Raw genomic sequence first — 17,414 nt, 5'->3', positions numbered from 1 at the left:
ATCGCATGACCTTTCGTGATGATGTCGACCTGAACGCCTCCCGCGCCCGACGGTCCGGTGGCGGGATGAGACTCGCTGCAGGCGGCGGTATCGGCACCGTTCTGGTGGCCATCGCATTCGTGCTCCTCGGAGGCGACCCCGGAGAGTTGAGTGAGGTTCTGAATCAGCAGCAGACGCAGGTCTCTCCCGGTAGCGGCGGAAAGACCGGAACACTCGATCACTGCAGGACAGGGGCGGACGCCAACCGTCACGCGGACTGCCGGGTATCGGCCACAGCACAATCCCTGGATCTCGTCTGGGAGAAGGAACTCCCGGTTCAGGCCGGTATCGATTACTCCCCACCTGATCTGGTTATCTTCGAGAACTCAACCAGATCCGGGTGCGGGGTCGCATCCGCAGCCACCGGACCGTTCTACTGTCCCATCGATCAAACGGCTTATTTCGATGTCAGCTTCTTCGAACAAGTCGTCGATCTCGGTGGAGAGAATGCTCCCCTTGCTCAGGAGTACATCGTCGCTCACGAGTTCGGACATCATCTACAGAACCTCGAGGGAACTCTGGGACTCAGTGACTACAAGAATCCCGGTGCGGATTCCAACGCCGTGAAGATCGAGCTTCAGGCTGACTGTTATGCAGGGGTCTGGGCACATTACGCCGATGATGGCGCAGACGCGCTGCTCCAACCCATCACAGATGCTCAGGTCCGGGATGCCGTCGCCACAGCCCGTGCAGTGGGTGACGACAACATCCAGCGCCGCACCCAGGGTGAGGTGCGTCCCGACGCTTTCACCCACGGATCCTCCGAACAACGTGAACAGGCATTCCTCGCCGGATACCGCTCCGGATCGATGAGCTCCTGCGATACCCTCGACCGTGGCGGCTACAGGATGTGACGGCACAGCATGCACCACTCCGGACTATTGACCGTAGAGGTTGCCCTACCTAGAGTGTTCAACGGCCAGCTCACCCGACAGACAGGTTGCATCACGCAATGAGCACCACCTCACGCATACCCGTTTCCGCACGGTTGGGTTTCCTCGACAGATGGCTTCCGGCGTGGATAGTCGCGGCCATGGCCCTCGGCATTCTCCTCGGACGGTTCATTCCGGCCTTCGGCAGGCTCCTTGATTCATGGTCGATCGGCGGGATATCGGTGCCCATAGGAATTGGGTTGCTGGTCATGATGTATCCGCCACTCGCAAAAGTCCGCTACGACAAGACGGCGGAAATCGCCGCCGACCGGCGGCTTATGACTCTCACTGTCGCCCTCAACTGGCTTCTCGGCCCGGCGCTGATGTTCGTCCTCGCATGGACGCTGCTTCCCGACTTTCCCGAATACCGGACAGGTCTGGTCATCATTGGGTTGGCGCGGTGCATCGCGATGGTGCTCATCTGGAATGATCTCGCCTGCGGAGACCGGGAGGCCGCGGCTGTCCTCGTTGCCATTAATTCGGTGTTCCAGGTGATCATGTTCTCCGCTCTGGGCTGGTTCTACCTCCAGATTCTTCCGTCATGGCTCGGCTTGGAGACCACGACCGCGGGCTTCTCCTTCACGGCAATTCTCATCTCGGTGCTCGTGTTCCTTGGAGTACCGTTGCTCGCGGGTTTTCTCTCCCGGGTAATCGGTGAGCAGGCACGGTCTAGGGAATGGTATGAGGCCCGATTCCTGCCCGTGATCTCTCCACTGGCATTGGGGGGCCTCCTCTACACAATCGTTGTCCTGTTCAGTCTGCAGGGTAAACAGCTCACCGCCGATCCCTGGGCAGTCATCCGCATCGCCATTCCCCTCACACTCTATTTCCTCATCATGTTCGCTCTCGCGATCAGCCTTTCCCGCGCCTGTGGTTTCGGCTACGCCACCTCTACGACGATTGCATTCACCGCCGCAGGCAACAACTTCGAGTTGGCGATCGCGGTCGCCATCGGAACATTCGGTGCGATGTCGGGACAGGCCCTCGCAGGTACCATCGGTCCACTCATCGAGGTACCGGTTCTCCTGGCACTGGTGTACCTCATCATGTGGTGGGGTCCGCATTTTTTCCCTGAGGACCCGACACTGCCCTCAACCGCATCCACGACCCAATAATTCCAGTCCCGCTGAAGAAGAACGGGGTAGATCCACGATGCCACCAGCATGCCCGGTTGTTGTGTTCATCTGCACGAGGAACGCAGGAAAATCCCAGATGGCTGAAGCCATCACACGGAAATACGCCGGTACCGACGTTGAAGTTCATTCCACGGGAACCGCCCCGAAGGGATCCGTGAACCAGCTTTCAATCGTCGCAGTCGCTGAAATCGGCGCGTCAATGGACGATGCGGTGTCCTCGGAGATCGACACCAATCTCCTCCGCAGAGCCGACCGGGTCATCGTGTTGGGGGCCGAAGCTGTGCTTGATCCGGTATCCGGAATGGTCGTGACCCCTGAGATCTGGATCACCGATGAGCCCTCTCTCCGCGGAATCGACGGCATTGAACGTATGCGACTCATCCGTGACGACATCGAGAGGCGGGTGCGTTCGCTCCTGACGGAACTCGGCGTGTCCAGGAAATCCTAGCTCGGTGAAACTTGTGGTGCCACGAGATTTTTCCGTATGTTCCCATAAGTCCGCGGTGTCACAACTCAGAGGAACCTCCACGAACACTATGTCGTTGCCTTCAGCCAACCCGAGTCGGCACACCGTTCATCGGCGATAAATCCACGCGCGAGCTCTGGTTCGGAGACGTCGATCGCGTCAGACATCCGCGCAGGGTCGACTGTCCCGGCGAAGGAATCGAAGATTGACGATTTCCTGCCAGTATCCTCCGACAGCCACTCATCGACTGTTTCAGCTCCTATCAGTCGATGCACGTGAACGCGCTACGGGCTGCCCCATCCTGTAGGCACGGGCTATCGCCTGATCCTCCTTATGTCGGTTTCACCTGGGGTTCAGCGAGGACAACCACGGAGGCAGCCTGAATATTGAGTCCCTGCCCACCCGCCTGAATCTGTGCGAAGAGGAGACTTTCGACGGGCGCGATTCCTAACGCATCGACATATGGCCGGTCAGTATCGCGGTGACACCGGGCCGCCGATGACTGAATCACCGGATTCATCTGCGATCAACTCAAACACGTCCAGAAAAAAGCTGAACACCAGAACCAGTTCTCCCGAATCATAGGCATCAGCCACGACTTCTTCGAACCAGCTCAACTCCGCGGGTCTGACTCCAGGAGTAAGCCACGCCGCACGGCTAATCCCCACCCGCGATCCTTCTACGACACTTCAACGGCAAAAGGTCTCATCCGCACCTATGACTTCCACCCGGCTCAGGCTCATCAACCCGGTTCGGAAGCTGATCCAGCACCCGATCGGCGTTGCGTTGAAGATACGCATCGGCGACGAGATCCGGAGATCATCCGCCTCCATGTCTGCCATTCCTGGTGCGGCCAGATCCGGTCTGACGATCCGGACAAGGTTTATGAATTCCTCGACCTTGTTCTAGAGTGGAGTTCCCCCAGTAGCATCACGGTCTCTGCAGATGCGGCGAGTGCAGATCACACAATCGTTCTCTTCGCCCTGGGATTTTTATCATGCGCGCCTCATCGATGACCAGTACATCCGGGTTCCCGAGATCGAGCGCCCCGACACCGTCGTAGGTGCAGATGAGAACCCTCCTCTGTCCCGCCACAACCCAGTGGCGGAGAGCTTGTCCGGACCGTGTGCAACGAACACCTCCAGAGCGCAGAATGATCAGAGTTCGCTCAACCAGTTCACGATAACCGAAGCCGCGGAGACGACAACGCTACGTCCAAGGTTCCGCTCGGGGTTGATGTCTCTCCGCGGCGAGATACACGAGGACAGCAATAGCCTGGACCGTTTTCCCAGCCCACTGTCGTCTCCCAGAATGATCCGACGTTGTACCACCGCGAATCTGGCACCATGGGACTGTCGCCCACGAAGGTGTAGTTGACGGAGGAAATCCGGTTGATCCGGATTTTCCGGATCCATCCAACGAGGTCGTCGGCCAGAAGCGGATCCGTCTCTCTCGTTCCGGCCTCGATCCGGAGGAGGCCGACGAGAAATGCCTGATAATACCTGTCGTCGGTGAAAGGTAGTCCTCCCACGCTTCATCGCCAGAATCGATGATTGAATGAGGAAACGGCAGAGAGGCCGCGGCGGCCCACTCAAGACCAGTCCGAAGGATGTCCAGCGAGGGTTCACCGGTGCCGTCACCTTGGGTCGCCACATCATATTCATCAGGAACGGGCCCGGGCGGTAACGCGCGGAAAATCAAGTACTCGATAGCGACGCAAGCATCCGCCTTTGTCAAGTTCGGAAACTTGACAATAGCAAGATCGTGTGCGTGTCAAACCAGGGCTTCGGGAACAGGATCCTCCCCTATTCCCAGTGTCCGGTGTTTCTCATCTTTCCCCGACATGGGTTCTGGCGGCGACCTTCATCCGCTGAGCCGTCCGTTCACCGATTCCGTTGACCTCGCGGTCAGTCGATCAACGGGGGCAGCCAGGACACCCGCGACAATGGTGATTCCGGAGTTCTCCAAACCTGTGAACCGGAGACGATCCGTAGTAAGTTGCCGGAGGACATCCAGAGGTAACTGTGAAGTGAGCTCCGGCTGCACTTACGGGTGAGTTTCCAGAGAGCTTCCTCGACCTCTTCCCTAAGACGTGCCTCAGAATCCTAGTGGCCCAATATCCGCTCAACAGCCATTCCGGCTGCTGCGACCGTCACCTCGTCAAGGCGATCAAATCCGATCCCTACGGTGGATGGGCCAATGCTCCTCAGCACGGCATCTCGAAAAGGCTCAATAGAGGTGCTGGGCGGGCCAATGTGTTCGGGGTATAAGCCACTCCGTCCCAACCGTACAGTTCCCTGGTGCACCTCACCTTCGTCAGGTCATCACGCCCCCCCTCCCGCCCGTCCACCGGGTCTGCGGATCCGGGAGCAGGGACAAAAGATTTGTGTAGTCGTTTCAGCAACGGTATCAGTTCGGGCAAAACCCAGAACCTGCCTAGCGACCCGCCGGTTCCCGCAGTGGAAGCGGGATCATCACGCAGGACGTCGATACGCATGACCACGGACGCCAACTCGTGCACAATCTGAGCAAAGTGCCTCATCTCCACACGTATATAGAGATCCGGTGGCCAGGTGATCGTAACGGGGGAAGAAGATCATACTCCCGCCCACACTCTCGAGATGAACCATTCTCCCCAAGATCCGCCTCTGATGGCTCCGCCTGGATGACATCGGGGAGAAGAACCGCCTGTCCAGCCAGCTACCTGATTTCATCGGCATCACGCAGTAGAATCCGGATCCGAGTTCGATCCATGCGGTTATCCTGTCTTCCGGTCGGTGCTCCAGAGAACAGTATCCTCGAGATCAACTAGACAGCACTGGAAGTTCCGACTATCACTTGAGTTCACCATCCACCTAGAGCGTGGTACCCCATCCCCCCCTACACCTGGAGTCATCCGTTGCGCACCGATGCCCTCGAACGCCGGAACAGAATAATAGACACCGCCTGCGAGCTCTTCCGCAGCCAACCGGACACGGTTCCGCTGGAAGTCATCGCGGACCGTGCCGGTGTCGGTATCGCCACGCTGTACCGGAATTTCCCCGACCGCGACTCACTGCTGCACGCATGCGGAGCGAGACTCTACACACGTGCCATTGAGCTCCAGAGATCCGTACTAGACAATCTGGATACAGACCCCGAGGGACAGTGGCTCCTCTACGTGGATTCGCTCGTGGGAATGGGCCTCGGTTCCCTTGTGTCATCTTTCGCCCCCGACGATTTAACGCAGCTACCGCCAGATGTGATGGATCTGAGGCAGGACACCGCGAAACTGGGCAATATGATCCTCGATTCCGCCAAAAAACACGGTCTCATCGAAGCATCAATTCAGTACGACACCTTCATGATCGGGCTCCTCACGGTCTCCCGCCCCCCAGTACCCGGTGTCCTCGCACTAGAGCCGAACATCACTGCGAATCTCGTGGAAATCTATCTTTCAGGCTTAAGACACGGGGCCCTCCGCCCCCTCAGATACTGAGGGCAACGGTCACCAGAACCAGGAGACCGGAACCCCCTGGAAGTCGCGGCACTCGAACAGAATATTACCCTTCTCCACACACCGGGCATCCCGTCCGTCACCCAGCTTCACCAACCTGGGCTGCGTGAAATGTACGTTACGTGTCGCATCCTCCCCTCTGAAAGCAGCGGACATCGATTCCTCCGCAACGCCACATCCCTCAGAAACCGGGGCCGCGATATAGTGGACTCCATAGAATCCACCGGCCGCACAGATCACACCATTCTGTCCCAGGATCTGTACCTGATCACCAGGGTAAAGCGGATCCTCCGGCATCTTCGCCGCCAGATCCCGATCGTAATCATCTCCGCCCCAGCGCTTCGATTCGGCATCCGGAACAAGCGGATTATTCGTGACTGACGGGGCGGACTCCCCCTCGTCCGCTTCACCAGATACCCCAGCCCCCGTGACGCTGGAACGCGTGTTTTCCTCATGCACCGACGAGGGACTCTCGGGGTTAGTGGTCTCCGTCAGCGGTGGCACGGACATCATGGCCGAGGGAGTTCCCGTGGGGGCTTCCCCGTTCTTGTCATCTGAAGTGCCACAACTCGTTGTCAGAAGAGTTGAGGCAATTACCGCTGCAGCGATACGTATGGTCTGATTACGGGTCATTGGTGAATACTCCTCACGGGTTTCAGGGCAAAGTACCGGCGGAACGGCACCATTGACGCGGCCGATTGTACAAGTCATACCATCCTTTTCGTGCACAACCGTGCAGAACTCCCGAAGCTACAGTGGTGGATGTGTCCGAATCATCAGCCGCCATGTCCGAGAAGCAGTCCACACGATCCCCCGGAGAATCGCCCGCCACAGCGTTTCTCACGACCTTCAACGAGATCGAGGGTTTCCTCCGCGAGACACTGGGCGCCCGTCGATCGGATTCCTTCACGTGGATGGTACGCCAACTCGCGAATCGGAATCGTTTGACCCGTACCCAAACCGATGCACTCCGATCTTTCGCCGATCTCCGGAATGCGATAAGCCATGGAGAGTATCGCGGTGGCCGCCCGATCGCTGATCCACGTCCCGACACCATCGAGGAAATTAGGAAACTGCGTGATGTTCTCCTGGCTGCCCCAACGGCTGTCGCTGTGCTGAAACAGGATCGGATCATCGGTTTCACACCGGAGAGCCCGGTGAACGATGTTCTTGCAGCAATCCGTGACACCGGATTCGCGCAGTTCCCGGTGTACCGGGAAGGAAACTACCATCGCTTGCTTACATCACGGTCTGTCGCACGGTGGATAGCCCATGATCTCGGAGTCAACGGCCGGATCGATGCCGCAAACGTCTCCGACATTCTCAGATTTGCCGAGAGCACAGATCGAGCGGAACTCATGGCACGAACAGCAACTGTCCCGGAGGTCCTCGAGTGTCTCGGATCAAGGGATGACACAGGACACACGCCAGAGGCAGTCATCGTGACAGAAAATGGACATGGCGACCAACGCCCATTGGCGATCGTGGTGGCATCCGATATTCCGACGCTACTCGACGCCGTCTCCTTCTGATCATCCACGCCACGTCGGTCTCAGCGCAAGATGACCGTGACCTCATGCCTTCAGTTGCAATTGGAGAAACGACACCAGTTCAGAGAGTTGGACATCAACCTGCTCGTGGGCCGAGAGATCCTTCACAGCGACAATTCCGGACTCTAGTTCACGGTCCCCGAGGACGAGGGCGAACCGCGCCCCAGCGCGGTCAGCTCCCTTCATTGCCCCCTTGAGACCTCGTTCGCCGAAGGACATGTCCGCGCTGATGCCTGCGCCCCGCAGTCGATTGATTTCGAATGCCATCCGGCGACGGGCGACCTCACCTAGAGCCACACCGTAAACCGCTACCCGGGCACCGTCGGAGACCCTGACATTCTCTGCTTTAAGAGCGAGCAGCGCACGATCCACCCCGAGGCCGAACCCGATGCCGGAGAGTTCCTGACCTCCTAGCTGCGCCATCAGGCCGTCATATCTGCCGCCACCACCGATACCGGATTGCGCACCGAGTCCGTCATGCACGAACTCGAAGCAGGTCCGGGTGTAATAGTCGAGACCTCGAACCAGGCGTGGCGCAAGTACGTAGGCAACACCCATGTCATCAAGAAGACCCGTGACCGTCTCGAAATGATCACGACATCCGGTACAGAGATGATCGGGCATGAGCGGAGCATCGGCGGTCATGTCACGGACCTCAACTCTCTTGTCATCCAGAACTCTCAACGGATTGAGTTCAGCCCTCTGGCGCGTCGCCTCATCCAGGGGAAGACGTAAAAGAAATTCCTGAAGTAGACGCCGGTAACCCGGTCTGCACTCGCGGTCTCCGAGACTCGTGATCTCCAACCGAAATCCTGTCAGACCGATACCCCGGAAGCACCGATCCGCCAAGGCCACGGTCTCCGCATCGAGAGCCGGATCCTCAACCCCGATCGCTTCCACTCCTACCTGTTGCAACTGCCGATACCGTCCGGCCTGGGGACGCTCGTAGCGAAAGAACGGTCCAGTGTAGGAGAGTTTCACGGGAAGTTGGCCACGATCAAGATTGTGCTCGATCACCGACCGCATCACACCAGCGGTTCCCTCCGGCCGGAGAGTCACTGAGCGCCCGCCCCGATCCTCGAAGCTGTACATTTCTTTACTCACTACATCCGTGGACTCCCCGACTCCCCTCGCGAATAAGCCCGTTTCCTCGAATATGGGGAGCTCAATGTGCTCGTAGCCCGCCAGATGAGTCTGCCTGGTGAATGCCTCACGCACAGCCAGAAACTCAGAAGACACCGGCGGCACATAGTCCGGGACACCTTTGGGGGCGGAAAACGGCTTGAATTTCGGGGAGTTGCTCACGGGTGCAAAGTATAGAGGATGCCCCACACCGAAAACGATGCTGCCCGATCATTTCCATCAGCCGATACCCGGCAACCGCAATCGTCAAGATCAGCCCTGGGTCAGCCCTAGAAGAAAGATGTTGGTGCGGCGTTCCGCACGCATCGTTGTCGCCGGACCGTGCCCGGGCAGCACCTGAAGACGATCATCAAGGGCAAGAACCTCATTTCGCAACGTCCGTTCCATCGCCTCAGGGTCAGAGGCCGGAAGATCAGTACGTCCGATGGTGCCCCGGAAAAGAACGTCCCCGGAGAGACAGACCCCTGCACCGACGAGGAGTGTACTTCCAGGGGAATGCCCGGGTGCGTGCCGAACAGAAAACGGAGTTCCTGCGAGACTGAGCTGAGTGCCGTGTTCCAGGTCCCGAACGATGGCTGGCCGGGTCATCCGGTCAGCGGTGAAAAGCTGCACTGATGCCGCCGAGACTCCTGCCCCCGGATTATCGAGCATAAGCCGATCAGCGGGATGAATGTAAACCGGAACCTCGAATCGATTCGCCAAGGTTCCGGAGTCCCGGGTGTGATCAATGTGACCGTGCGTCAGAACCACTGATTCCAGAGTCAGCCCACGCTCGTCGAAAATCTCAAGAACCCGCCGAGCCGCATGCATACCCGGATCAACGACAACACACCGGCCGCCATCGACGAGCAACCATGTGTTGGTCTGATACGGGCCGGCCGCGAAACCGAGAATCTCCATGTCCCCATCGTAACCGCTGAACAGCGCCACCGGGTCCATCCCCCTGCGGCTGCTGCCCGGTGATGGACACCGGCTAGGATGAGCGGGAAATGTTCATGGCCACTGAGTACCAAAACGTATCTCGGTCGGCCAACAAGATTCGACCAGGGGACAAAAGTTGACCAGTAACAGAACCCGAAGAACCGAAGCGATGAAAAAGCTGGGAGCCGAGCTGAAGAGCCGGGACCGTTCCGAAAAGACGAAACCGCTAACGGTCGCTTTCGCGTCCCTTGCGGTCATCGCCCTCATCGTTGGAGGGATCTGGTTCGCAAGCACCCGCACAGGTTCCGATGAAGCTACTCTCGAAGCCAACAAAGAAACTCCCCAGGCTCAAGAGACAGACTCAGACATCCGCGTACTCGATGGGAAGCGCACCACCCCCCTGGCAGACAAGGTGTCGTGCACTTACAGCTCCGAAGATCAGCCAGCGGCCAGAGAAGTCGACACCCCCACCCACACGACCGACGTACCCGCCACGGGGACTGTCCAACTCACCCTCAACACCAACAGAGGCCCCATCCCAATGGAGCTTGACCGCGCGGCCTCCCCTTGCACGGTCAACGCAATCGAACACCTTGCATACAATAAATACTACGATGACACCATCTGCCATCGTCTGACGAACCAGGGAATTTTCATTCTGCAGTGCGGCGATCCCACAGGTACCGGTACAGGTGGTCCGGGCTTCATCTATCCGAACGAATACCCCACGGATGACACCGATAATGCGGATACCCAGGTTGTCTATCCACGCGGGTCAGTGGCAATGGCGAACTCGGGCCCGGGAACCAACGGATCCCAGTTCTTCCTAAACTACGATGACTCTCCGCTTCCCGCGAAGTACACATACTTCGGAACAATCACAGATGAAGGCCTCGCGACCCTCGACAAAATCGCTGAGGCCGGTGTCAACGGCGACGGAGCAAACGGCGCTCCCTCCGAAGAGGTCCGGATCGAGACCGCGAAACTCGGCTGACCGAACGCAAGTTTAGCGCTGGAGGCGTTGTGGGGAATCACAGTACTGTGATTCCCCACAACGCCTCCAGCGCTCTCTCTCAAACTTTTTTTCACGCATCCGGGGGCGGTTTCCACCCCCACACGCCAGAATTATTCATCCTAAGTCAACCCTCACAACTTGATATTCCCTTATATCTGCGGTCAAAACCGCCCCAGTCAACCCCGACCAACCGCAGGTTTGTTGCGGATTCAACGTAACCGGATAGTCTGTCTACAAGTACCAACGCTTTACAACACCGATAAAAGGAATCTCCATGAAGCTGCTTTCCCGTAAGTCCCTCGTCTCCATCGCCGCCGTTGTTGCACTTTCCACCACCGGTCTCGCCGCACCGGCGATGGCCGCAGATAACCAGAACAGCAGCCAAGAGAACAGCAGCGTCTCCGCCAACACCGCGGACACCGACAAGGAGACCGACAAGGAGCCGAAGAAGAACTCCCCTGAGGGTTCTTCCATCGATAATTCCTCCGAAGGTTCTTCCTCAGATGAGAAGACCTGCCTGAAGAACGGCACGGAGAAGAAGTGCTCGTCCGTCGACTACTACGTCTCTAAGATCAGCGGTTGGGTCAAGATGCTCACCACCGTTGCGTCCCTCTTCACCGCAATTTTCGCGATCAGCACCGCAATCCAGAAGGTCACCAAGATCGCCGGTTAATCCTCCGATTTCCGAACGATCTCGTCCGCGAGATACGGTCACCGGAGTAAAGCACCATCACGTTATAATTACGTGGTGGTGCTTGTCGTTCACACCGGTTTGGTCCCGTCCTTTCACCTAGCTTACGCGTGGGGGCGACATAAATCGGATATTTGGGTTATCATTAGCGCCAGACACCCGCCCCATACATCAACAGAAGGATCCTCATGAAGGTTTTCTCCCGCAAGTCCCTGATCGCCGCAGCAACCACGATCGCCCTGTCCGCCTCTGTCATCACCGCACCGGCGTTCGCTGATGATGATGACACCAACGCGCAGGAAAGCTCCGTCTCAACGCTGACCGACGGCAGCTCCGAAAAGAGCGACGACGCCGATAAGGAGGGCAGTGGCTCGCTCGGTTCTTCCAGCGACAAGGTGACCTACACCGATGACAACGGGAAGACGAAGCAGACCACCAAGATCGAGTACTACGCAAAGCAGATCGGTGCATTCGTCAAGATGCTGACCACGATCGCCTCGCTGTTCACCGCGATCTACTCCATCAGCAACGCCATCCAGAAACTGGCCCCGAAAGCGTAGTAGCCGGAACTAGTTACCCGGCACAAGCACATGATGAAGCGGTCTCCCCGTCGTATTCACGGGGCTGGCCGCTTTATCTTTTTCCGCCATCACACATCCCCACGATGATGTGATCCCCGAGGCAAGTTGTCTGATAATCGAAGAATCTCAATGCCCCCCGGATGACCGACATCATGCGTGGGCTACTGTCAACCGTTGACCTACCCCCTATTGAGGACCTGTACCATGAAACTCATTTCACATTCCACACTCATCTCCGCAGTCACCACCACCGTCCTGACTGCTTCCGTCCTCTCTGTCCCAGCATGGGCCGAGGACACCATGCCTGGCAGCTCATCTTCTGAGGTATCCGGCAGTACCGAGGGGTCAGTCCGCACTGGTTCAAACAAAGACGAGAAGTCCGACAAGGATTCCGCTGGAACCGAGGAAGGTACCGGTGGCACAACTACCGGCAAATCCGATGCTGAGAAGACCGATCCGATCGCCACCGCCGTGGAGGGCTCCTCGGATAATGCACTGTCCTCGGGAATCGGCTCCAGTGAGAAGACCGAGTACAAGAATCTCGATGGTGACACGGTCGAGGGTCCCAGGGCCGCAATGGTCATCACGAAGATCATGCAGATCATCAAGGCTGTTGTCGGCATCATCAGCCTCTTATCCGCGGCAGCCTCGCTGACGAAGCTCATCCAGAAGTACCTTCCCCACTAGAGTCACCTGGAGAAGAAACAGTCGTCGGAACACCGTACACAACTCTTTTTCCGATAGGATGTGTACGGTGTTTCCGTTCGCATACAGACCTGCGACGAGATCCACGTTAGCCGGTGGACACCCGGTAGACGTCGAATACTCCTTCAGTATTACGAAGCTGGGTCATGAGGGAGCCGAGTTGTTTGGTATCGGAGACCTCGAAGGTGAATCGACAAACCGCGACGTGATCCTCCGCAGAATACGAGTTCATCGCGGTGACAGTAACACGCTGTTCATTGATGACCCGAGTCAGCTCGAACAGAAGTCCATGACGATCGAGCGCCTCCAATTGGAGTGTCGCCGCAAAGACACTCCCGGATTCCTCGGACGCCCATGATACCGCTATGAGACGTTCGGGCTCCTGATGGAGTTTCGCGGAGTTCGTACAGTCGCTGCGGTGTACGCTGACACCTCCGCCCCGAGTGACGAAACCGAAAATACTGTCACCCGGTACCGGACCACAGCATTTAGACAATTTCGCCATAACGTCGGGGCTTCCTTCGACGAGGATGCCAGTGCCGTCTCCCGGAGCCTGGCTTCGAGAACTGACCAGCTCGCTGAATGGTGTTCTGGCCGCGAGCGCGTCCTCGGCTTCGTCCGCAGAGCCAAAGTTGGCCATCAGGCGTGAAGCCACATGCTTCGCGGACACCGAACCCGCTCCGATTGCTGTGTACAACGCATCGACGTCCGGGTAGTGCAATTCAGTCGCGACCGTCTTCATGGACTGCGCAGTGAAAAGCCGGTGCATCGGAAGTCCCCCGCGCTGAACTTCGGCAGCGAGCGCGTCACGGCCGAGTTCCAGGGATTCCTCACGACGTTCTTTGGCGAACCACTGCCGTATCTTGGCTTTCGCTCTAGGAGAGACGACGAACTTCTGCCAGTCGGCGCTAGGGCCAGCACCAGGATCCTTCGAGGTGAACACCTCGACACGGTCCCCTGACTTCAGAGTGGATTCAAGCGCGACGAGCTTGCCGTTGACTTTGGCACCGATACACCGGTGCCCGACTTCGGTGTGAACCGCGTAGGCAAAATCAACCGGAGTCGCTTCGACCGGCAGGTTGATCACATCCCCCTTCGGAGTGAACACGAAGATCTGAGTGGCCTGAAGATCGTATCGCAGCGAATCCAAGAATTCATTGGGGTCCGCAGCTTCCTTCTGCCAGTCGAGAAGCTGACGCATCCACGCCATCTGGTCTACTTCGGACTGCTCACCGGCGTGGGACCCCTTCGTCTCCTTGTACCTCCAGTGGGCTGCGATCCCGAACTCTGCGTTGTAGTGCATCTCATGAGTTCGAACCTGCACTTCAAGGGCTTTCCCACCCGGACCCATGACAGTGGTGTGAAGTGACTGGTATACCCCGAACCGTGGTGCCGAGATGTAGTCCTTGAAGCGTCCCGGCAGCGCTGAATAGAGAGAGTGGACGGCACCGATGGCTGCATAACAGTCATTGAGGTTGTCCACGAGAATGCGTATTCCGACCAGATCGAAAATCTCGTCGAAGTCACGTCCGCGTACAATCATCTTCTGGTAAATCGACCAATAATGTTTCGGACGCCCCATCACGCTGGCGGTGATGGAGTTTTCCTGCATGGTGAATTGGACATCGGAGATGATCTCGGCCAAGTACCTGTCCCGGGACGGTGCACGATCTGCCACCAGACGTACAATCTCGTCGTACTTCTTGGGATAGAGAATCGCGAAAGAGAGATCCTCCAGCTCCCATTTGATCGTCGCCATCCCGAGTCGGTGCGCCAGCGGGGCGATCACTTCTAGGGTTTGCCGAGCTTTCTTGGCCTGTTTCTCTGGTGGAAGGAATCGCATCGTCCGCATGTTGTGCAGTCGATCCGCTACCTTGATGACCAGAACCCGAGGATCTTGGCTCATTGCAACGATCATCTTCCGGATCGTCTCGGCTTCTGCCGCAGCTCCTAGGGCCACCTTATCGAGCTTGGTGACACCATCAACCAATCGAGCGACTTCTTCCCCAAATTCGGCGGAGAGATCCTCGAGACTGTAGTCCGTGTCCTCCACAGTGTCATGGAGCAGCGCGGCGATCAGGGTGGTGGTGTCCATCCCGATTTCAGCGGCAATGGTCGCTACCGCAAGCGGGTGAGTGATGTACGGGTCACCGGATTTCCGGTATACGCCATCATGAAGACGTTCGGCAGTACGGTAAGCGTGCTGCAGAACCTCAATGTTCGCTTTCGGATGTATCTTGCGGTGAATGCTCACCAGAGGATCGAGGACCGGGTCAACCTTCGTCCTGGTCCCGGTAAGACTTCGTGCCAGTCGTGCTGACATGCTCCGCATGTTGACCTGCTGTTTACTGCCATGCCGGTTCTGAGACATCAGCAATCACCATCGGTAGGTTCATTGATCACGGTCAGCGGGCTATCCCCGAGGCGTTCCCGTCCGCCCAGCCTCGGAACCTCCAGAACCACTGCGTGCCCAGACACCACAGCACCGCAGCTTTCCAGGAGTTTCCTTGCTGCAACGAGAGTGCCTCCGGTCGCTAGTACATCATCCACGAGCACGACCCGGACGCCCTCGAGATCCGTCCCAGTGTCTGCCGGTACCTCAAGCGCTGCCGTTCCATATTCCAGTTGGTATTCCTCGGTGTGTACCGGAGGGGGAAGCTTCCCCTTCTTGCGGATCGCGAGAATACCGAGCCCCAGACGGTAAGCGACAGCGGAGCCGAGGAGAAAACCGCGCGCATCCAAGCCTCCGATCAGTTGGGCGCCATAGCGCTCGGCCGTGTCCGCGAGTTCATCGACCACCAGTTGAAATGCCTCCGCGTCCGCCAGAACCGGAGTCAGATCCTCGAACAGGATTCCTTCCTCCGGAAAATCCTGGACGTAACGGATCTTCGCTGCGAGTGCCTCGCGCGCATTGTCGTACGTCATTGTCCCTCACTCTCCTGCCACCGGTCCATGTTCCACCCGATCCCGGAATTACCGGTATTCACCACAACGTTACCTACGTTGCGGTCCACCACAAATATGCGGGGTTCTGCAGCCAACGGGATGGTCGGAACCTCCTGCCAGAGCCGTTCTTCGGCAGCCCGGAAACCCTCGAGATCGTCACTAGTGACGTTCACGGAACCATACTCGGCAGCCGGCCCCAGTGCCACCAGCAACGCATCGAGTTCTCCCTCGGTGACCTTGGGATTCCACCATTCGTCAAACGAGGAGACATCGAGATCAGCGAGGGTCCCGCCCTCGGTACTTGCGTCGATCACGGTGATTCCGGCTGGTTCACAGGAAACTCTGATCGCCTCCACCATCGCCGCCAACCGTGCATCCGGGCCGAGGTAACCAATCCGCACGGTACTTCCGGCAAGAACCTGGGCGCGAGCGATATCGACACCGAGATGGGCGTCGGAAATCGGACGATCATGATCCGTAGCGGGGCTGTTCGCGGGGGAAAGCCTCACCCCCATCGGCGGGACCGGATGATCCGCGATTCTCGACGATGCCGCTGCAACAGCCGTTTGATCAATGCACGCGGCAAACGCCGCACGATTCTCCGGTACAGAGAACAGGCTCCCATCCCCCAAAACCAGTTGTTCGATCCGGTCGCCGGTCATGTACTCGACATCAGCGGTGTTTCCCGGATCATCCCGGTTCACCCAATCAACCGATGTTCCACCGCTGAAGTCAGCGAGAACCGCCGAGGCTTCTTCTCTGCGCTCGGCAATGTCTGTACCCCTAGGCCAGACCATCACCGACTCCGACTCAGCGGGATCTCCGTTGAAATGATCGTTACGCCGGAGGATGACAGTCCCGTCCCCATCCACTCTGTCAATGGTGAACGGCCCCGAAGAAACCTGAAGTTCTGGGTCAAAGGAACTGAGGTTGAACCCGGTGTTCCAGACATCAGCTACCGGACGGAGTGCCTCGACGTTCTCCGTGACCAGTGCCGTGACCAGCTCTCCTTCAGAGATCCCTACCTTGGCGGCGATGGCGTGCGACGGCAGCACCGTCCCCGGGCCGAACATGTGCCTCCACCGTGCACCGGTGCCTTCATTGAACACGAGGGTGAACTCTTTCGCTCCGGCAGTGCAGTCCAAGTTCTTCACCTGGTGGTTGAGCGGCAAAAATGCGTCGAAAAGACCGGGAAGCACACCGGCTTTATAGGAGAGCAGAAAATCTGTACAGGTCACCGGCGCGCCGTCGGAATAGGATGCCTCGGGATTAATGGTGTAGATCACCCGGGGCTCCGCTCCCGGAAGTTTCTGCGCGGTGATGAGGTCCCGATTCGGGATCTGTTGTCCGGAGGGACCGTGAACAAACGCCGGTGGATAAAGCCTTCCAGCGAGGGTATCAGCGCTTGTCGACGCACCGAGTAGGCTTGCCGCATTCGTGGTTGCCAAGGGAGAGGACGTGGCGAGTGTCAACCGTGTCGGTTCCGGAGGAAGAGTCCCTTCACCGGAGACATCACCAGGCGTCCCACAGGCACCGAGAAAGACCAAGGCCCCGGAAATCACAGCGAACACTCGTGACAGCGAGTACTTGCTCTTCACCGATTTTCGGGGCAGCAGGTCGGCCATGCGAACAGTCCTTGTTGGTCTTCGGGGAATCATATCGCCTCGGATACTTCCTACGGTCCACCCCCTTTTTTCATTGGACTCCGGGTAGAAAGACCGAGAATGCTCCACGCGGAACTCATCACAGTATAAGCAACCCGCGCATAGTTCTCATCACCGGAGGAAGGGCAG

General features: G+C 58.0%; 18 protein-coding genes. 10 read left to right on the top strand and 8 right to left on the bottom strand.

Annotated elements, in window-relative coordinates:
• Positions 1–5 precede the first annotated feature (5 nt).
• The 3 genes from QWU44_RS02335 to QWU44_RS02325 all read left to right on the top strand — a co-directional run bounded on the left by QWU44_RS02335 (position 6) and on the right by QWU44_RS02325 (position 2,555).
• Complete coding sequence (locus tag QWU44_RS02335; RefSeq protein ID WP_370914084.1) at positions 6–893, top strand: neutral zinc metallopeptidase; 888 nt, start codon at positions 6–8, stop codon at positions 891–893.
• A gap of 98 nt (positions 894–991) precedes the next feature.
• Complete coding sequence (gene arsB / locus QWU44_RS02330) at positions 992–2,086, top strand: ACR3 family arsenite efflux transporter (protein WP_370914083.1); 1,095 nt, start codon at positions 992–994, stop codon at positions 2,084–2,086.
• Between the two features lie 37 nt (positions 2,087–2,123).
• A complete protein-coding gene (locus QWU44_RS02325) occupies positions 2,124–2,555 on the top strand; it encodes a low molecular weight phosphatase family protein (RefSeq protein WP_370914082.1) in 432 nt (143 codons plus the stop codon).
• Between the two features lie 86 nt (positions 2,556–2,641).
• Here QWU44_RS02325 and QWU44_RS02320 read toward each other — a convergent pair whose 3' ends face one another.
• Positions 2,642–2,848, bottom strand: coding sequence for a hypothetical protein (locus QWU44_RS02320; protein WP_370914081.1), 207 nt, complete (start codon positions 2,846–2,848; stop codon positions 2,642–2,644).
• A gap of 195 nt (positions 2,849–3,043) precedes the next feature.
• Positions 3,044–3,190 (bottom strand): hypothetical protein, encoded by a 147-nt coding sequence (locus QWU44_RS02315; protein ID WP_370914080.1) that lies wholly within the window; start codon positions 3,188–3,190, stop codon positions 3,044–3,046.
• Positions 3,191–3,290: 100 nt separating this feature from the next.
• Here QWU44_RS02315 and QWU44_RS02310 point away from each other — a divergent pair, with 100 nt between their 5' ends.
• Together QWU44_RS02310 and QWU44_RS02305 are read left to right on the top strand one after the other, a co-directional pair.
• A complete protein-coding gene (locus QWU44_RS02310; protein WP_370914079.1) occupies positions 3,291–3,482 on the top strand; it encodes a hypothetical protein in 192 nt (63 codons plus the stop codon).
• Positions 3,483–5,472: 1,990 nt separating this feature from the next.
• Positions 5,473–6,051 (top strand): TetR/AcrR family transcriptional regulator, encoded by a 579-nt coding sequence (locus QWU44_RS02305; protein ID WP_370914078.1) that lies wholly within the window; start codon positions 5,473–5,475, stop codon positions 6,049–6,051.
• A 9-nt stretch (positions 6,052–6,060) separates the two neighbouring features.
• Here the strand turns inward: QWU44_RS02305 and QWU44_RS02300 are convergent, their stop codons facing one another.
• Positions 6,061–6,702: a hypothetical protein gene (locus QWU44_RS02300; protein ID WP_370914077.1), complete on the bottom strand. Its 642-nt coding sequence runs from the start codon at positions 6,700–6,702 to the stop codon at positions 6,061–6,063.
• 131 nt (positions 6,703–6,833) lie between these two features.
• On the opposite strand from QWU44_RS02300, the gene QWU44_RS02295 reads away from it, so the two are divergent.
• Positions 6,834–7,601, top strand: a complete 768-nt coding sequence (locus QWU44_RS02295) for a hypothetical protein (RefSeq protein ID WP_370914076.1) — start codon at positions 6,834–6,836, stop codon at positions 7,599–7,601.
• A gap of 42 nt (positions 7,602–7,643) precedes the next feature.
• Here QWU44_RS02295 and hisS read toward each other — a convergent pair whose 3' ends face one another.
• Both hisS and QWU44_RS02285 read right to left on the bottom strand, forming a co-directional pair.
• Positions 7,644–8,924 carry a histidine--tRNA ligase gene (gene hisS, locus QWU44_RS02290; protein ID WP_370914075.1) on the bottom strand — a complete coding sequence of 427 codons (1,281 nt, stop codon included), beginning with the start codon at positions 8,922–8,924 and terminating at the stop codon, positions 7,644–7,646.
• Between the two features lie 90 nt (positions 8,925–9,014).
• The gene (locus QWU44_RS02285) at positions 9,015–9,662 is read right to left on the bottom strand and encodes an MBL fold metallo-hydrolase (RefSeq protein WP_370914300.1); all 648 of its coding nucleotides are present in this window, start codon (positions 9,660–9,662) and stop codon (positions 9,015–9,017) included.
• Positions 9,663–9,819: 157 nt separating this feature from the next.
• Between QWU44_RS02285 and QWU44_RS02280 the strand changes: the two genes are divergently transcribed.
• The 4 genes from QWU44_RS02280 to QWU44_RS02265 all read left to right on the top strand — a co-directional run bounded on the left by QWU44_RS02280 (position 9,820) and on the right by QWU44_RS02265 (position 12,657).
• Positions 9,820–10,677 carry a peptidylprolyl isomerase gene (locus tag QWU44_RS02280; protein WP_370914074.1) on the top strand — a complete coding sequence of 286 codons (858 nt, stop codon included), beginning with the start codon at positions 9,820–9,822 and terminating at the stop codon, positions 10,675–10,677.
• 295 nt (positions 10,678–10,972) lie between these two features.
• Positions 10,973–11,371 (top strand): hypothetical protein, encoded by a 399-nt coding sequence (locus tag QWU44_RS02275; RefSeq protein WP_370914073.1) that lies wholly within the window; start codon positions 10,973–10,975, stop codon positions 11,369–11,371.
• Between the two features lie 206 nt (positions 11,372–11,577).
• Positions 11,578–11,949 (top strand): hypothetical protein, encoded by a 372-nt coding sequence (locus QWU44_RS02270; RefSeq protein WP_370914072.1) that lies wholly within the window; start codon positions 11,578–11,580, stop codon positions 11,947–11,949.
• 225 nt (positions 11,950–12,174) lie between these two features.
• Entirely contained in the window at positions 12,175–12,657 is a 483-nt protein-coding gene (locus tag QWU44_RS02265) for a hypothetical protein (RefSeq protein ID WP_370914071.1), read from the top strand.
• A 106-nt stretch (positions 12,658–12,763) separates the two neighbouring features.
• Here the strand turns inward: QWU44_RS02265 and QWU44_RS02260 are convergent, their stop codons facing one another.
• From QWU44_RS02260 to QWU44_RS02250, 3 genes are read right to left on the bottom strand one after another with little or no spacing between them, the layout of a single operon-like run.
• Positions 12,764–15,046, bottom strand: coding sequence for a bifunctional (p)ppGpp synthetase/guanosine-3',5'-bis(diphosphate) 3'-pyrophosphohydrolase (locus QWU44_RS02260; RefSeq protein WP_370914070.1), 2,283 nt, complete (start codon positions 15,044–15,046; stop codon positions 12,764–12,766).
• The gene (locus QWU44_RS02255; protein WP_370914069.1) at positions 15,046–15,600 is read right to left on the bottom strand and encodes an adenine phosphoribosyltransferase; all 555 of its coding nucleotides are present in this window, start codon (positions 15,598–15,600) and stop codon (positions 15,046–15,048) included. Before QWU44_RS02255 ends, QWU44_RS02260 begins: the two co-directional genes overlap by 1 nt.
• Positions 15,597–17,246 (bottom strand): peptide ABC transporter, encoded by a 1,650-nt coding sequence (locus tag QWU44_RS02250; protein WP_370914068.1) that lies wholly within the window; start codon positions 17,244–17,246, stop codon positions 15,597–15,599. The genes QWU44_RS02255 and QWU44_RS02250 overlap by 4 nt, the downstream gene beginning before the upstream one ends.
• Between the last annotated feature and the right edge of the window lie 168 nt (positions 17,247–17,414).

Source organism: Corynebacterium sp. CCM 9203, from assembly GCF_041357675.1.
Classification (GTDB): domain Bacteria; phylum Actinomycetota; class Actinomycetes; order Mycobacteriales; family Mycobacteriaceae; genus Corynebacterium.
The sequence above is the reverse complement of the archived record's forward strand: the minus strand, read 5'-3'. Positions and strand labels throughout refer to the sequence as shown.

Coding starts and splice junctions, on each gene's coding strand:
- QWU44_RS02335 (WP_370914084.1), top strand. CDS start 6: ATGACCTTTCGTGATGATGTCGACCTGAACGCCTCCCGCGCCCGACGG.
- arsB (WP_370914083.1), top strand. CDS start 992: ATGAGCACCACCTCACGCATACCCGTTTCCGCACGGTTGGGTTTCCTC.
- QWU44_RS02325 (WP_370914082.1), top strand. CDS start 2,124: ATGCCACCAGCATGCCCGGTTGTTGTGTTCATCTGCACGAGGAACGCA.
- QWU44_RS02310 (WP_370914079.1), top strand. CDS start 3,291: ATGACTTCCACCCGGCTCAGGCTCATCAACCCGGTTCGGAAGCTGATC.
- QWU44_RS02300 (WP_370914077.1), bottom strand. CDS start 6,702: ATGACCCGTAATCAGACCATACGTATCGCTGCAGCGGTAATTGCCTCA.
- QWU44_RS02285 (WP_370914300.1), bottom strand. CDS start 9,662: ATGGAGATTCTCGGTTTCGCGGCCGGCCCGTATCAGACCAACACATGG.
- QWU44_RS02275 (WP_370914073.1), top strand. CDS start 10,973: ATGAAGCTGCTTTCCCGTAAGTCCCTCGTCTCCATCGCCGCCGTTGTT.
- QWU44_RS02270 (WP_370914072.1), top strand. CDS start 11,578: ATGAAGGTTTTCTCCCGCAAGTCCCTGATCGCCGCAGCAACCACGATC.
- QWU44_RS02265 (WP_370914071.1), top strand. CDS start 12,175: ATGAAACTCATTTCACATTCCACACTCATCTCCGCAGTCACCACCACC.
- QWU44_RS02260 (WP_370914070.1), bottom strand. CDS start 15,046: ATGTCTCAGAACCGGCATGGCAGTAAACAGCAGGTCAACATGCGGAGC.
- QWU44_RS02255 (WP_370914069.1), bottom strand. CDS start 15,600: ATGACGTACGACAATGCGCGCGAGGCACTCGCAGCGAAGATCCGTTAC.
- QWU44_RS02250 (WP_370914068.1), bottom strand. CDS start 17,246: ATGGCCGACCTGCTGCCCCGAAAATCGGTGAAGAGCAAGTACTCGCTG.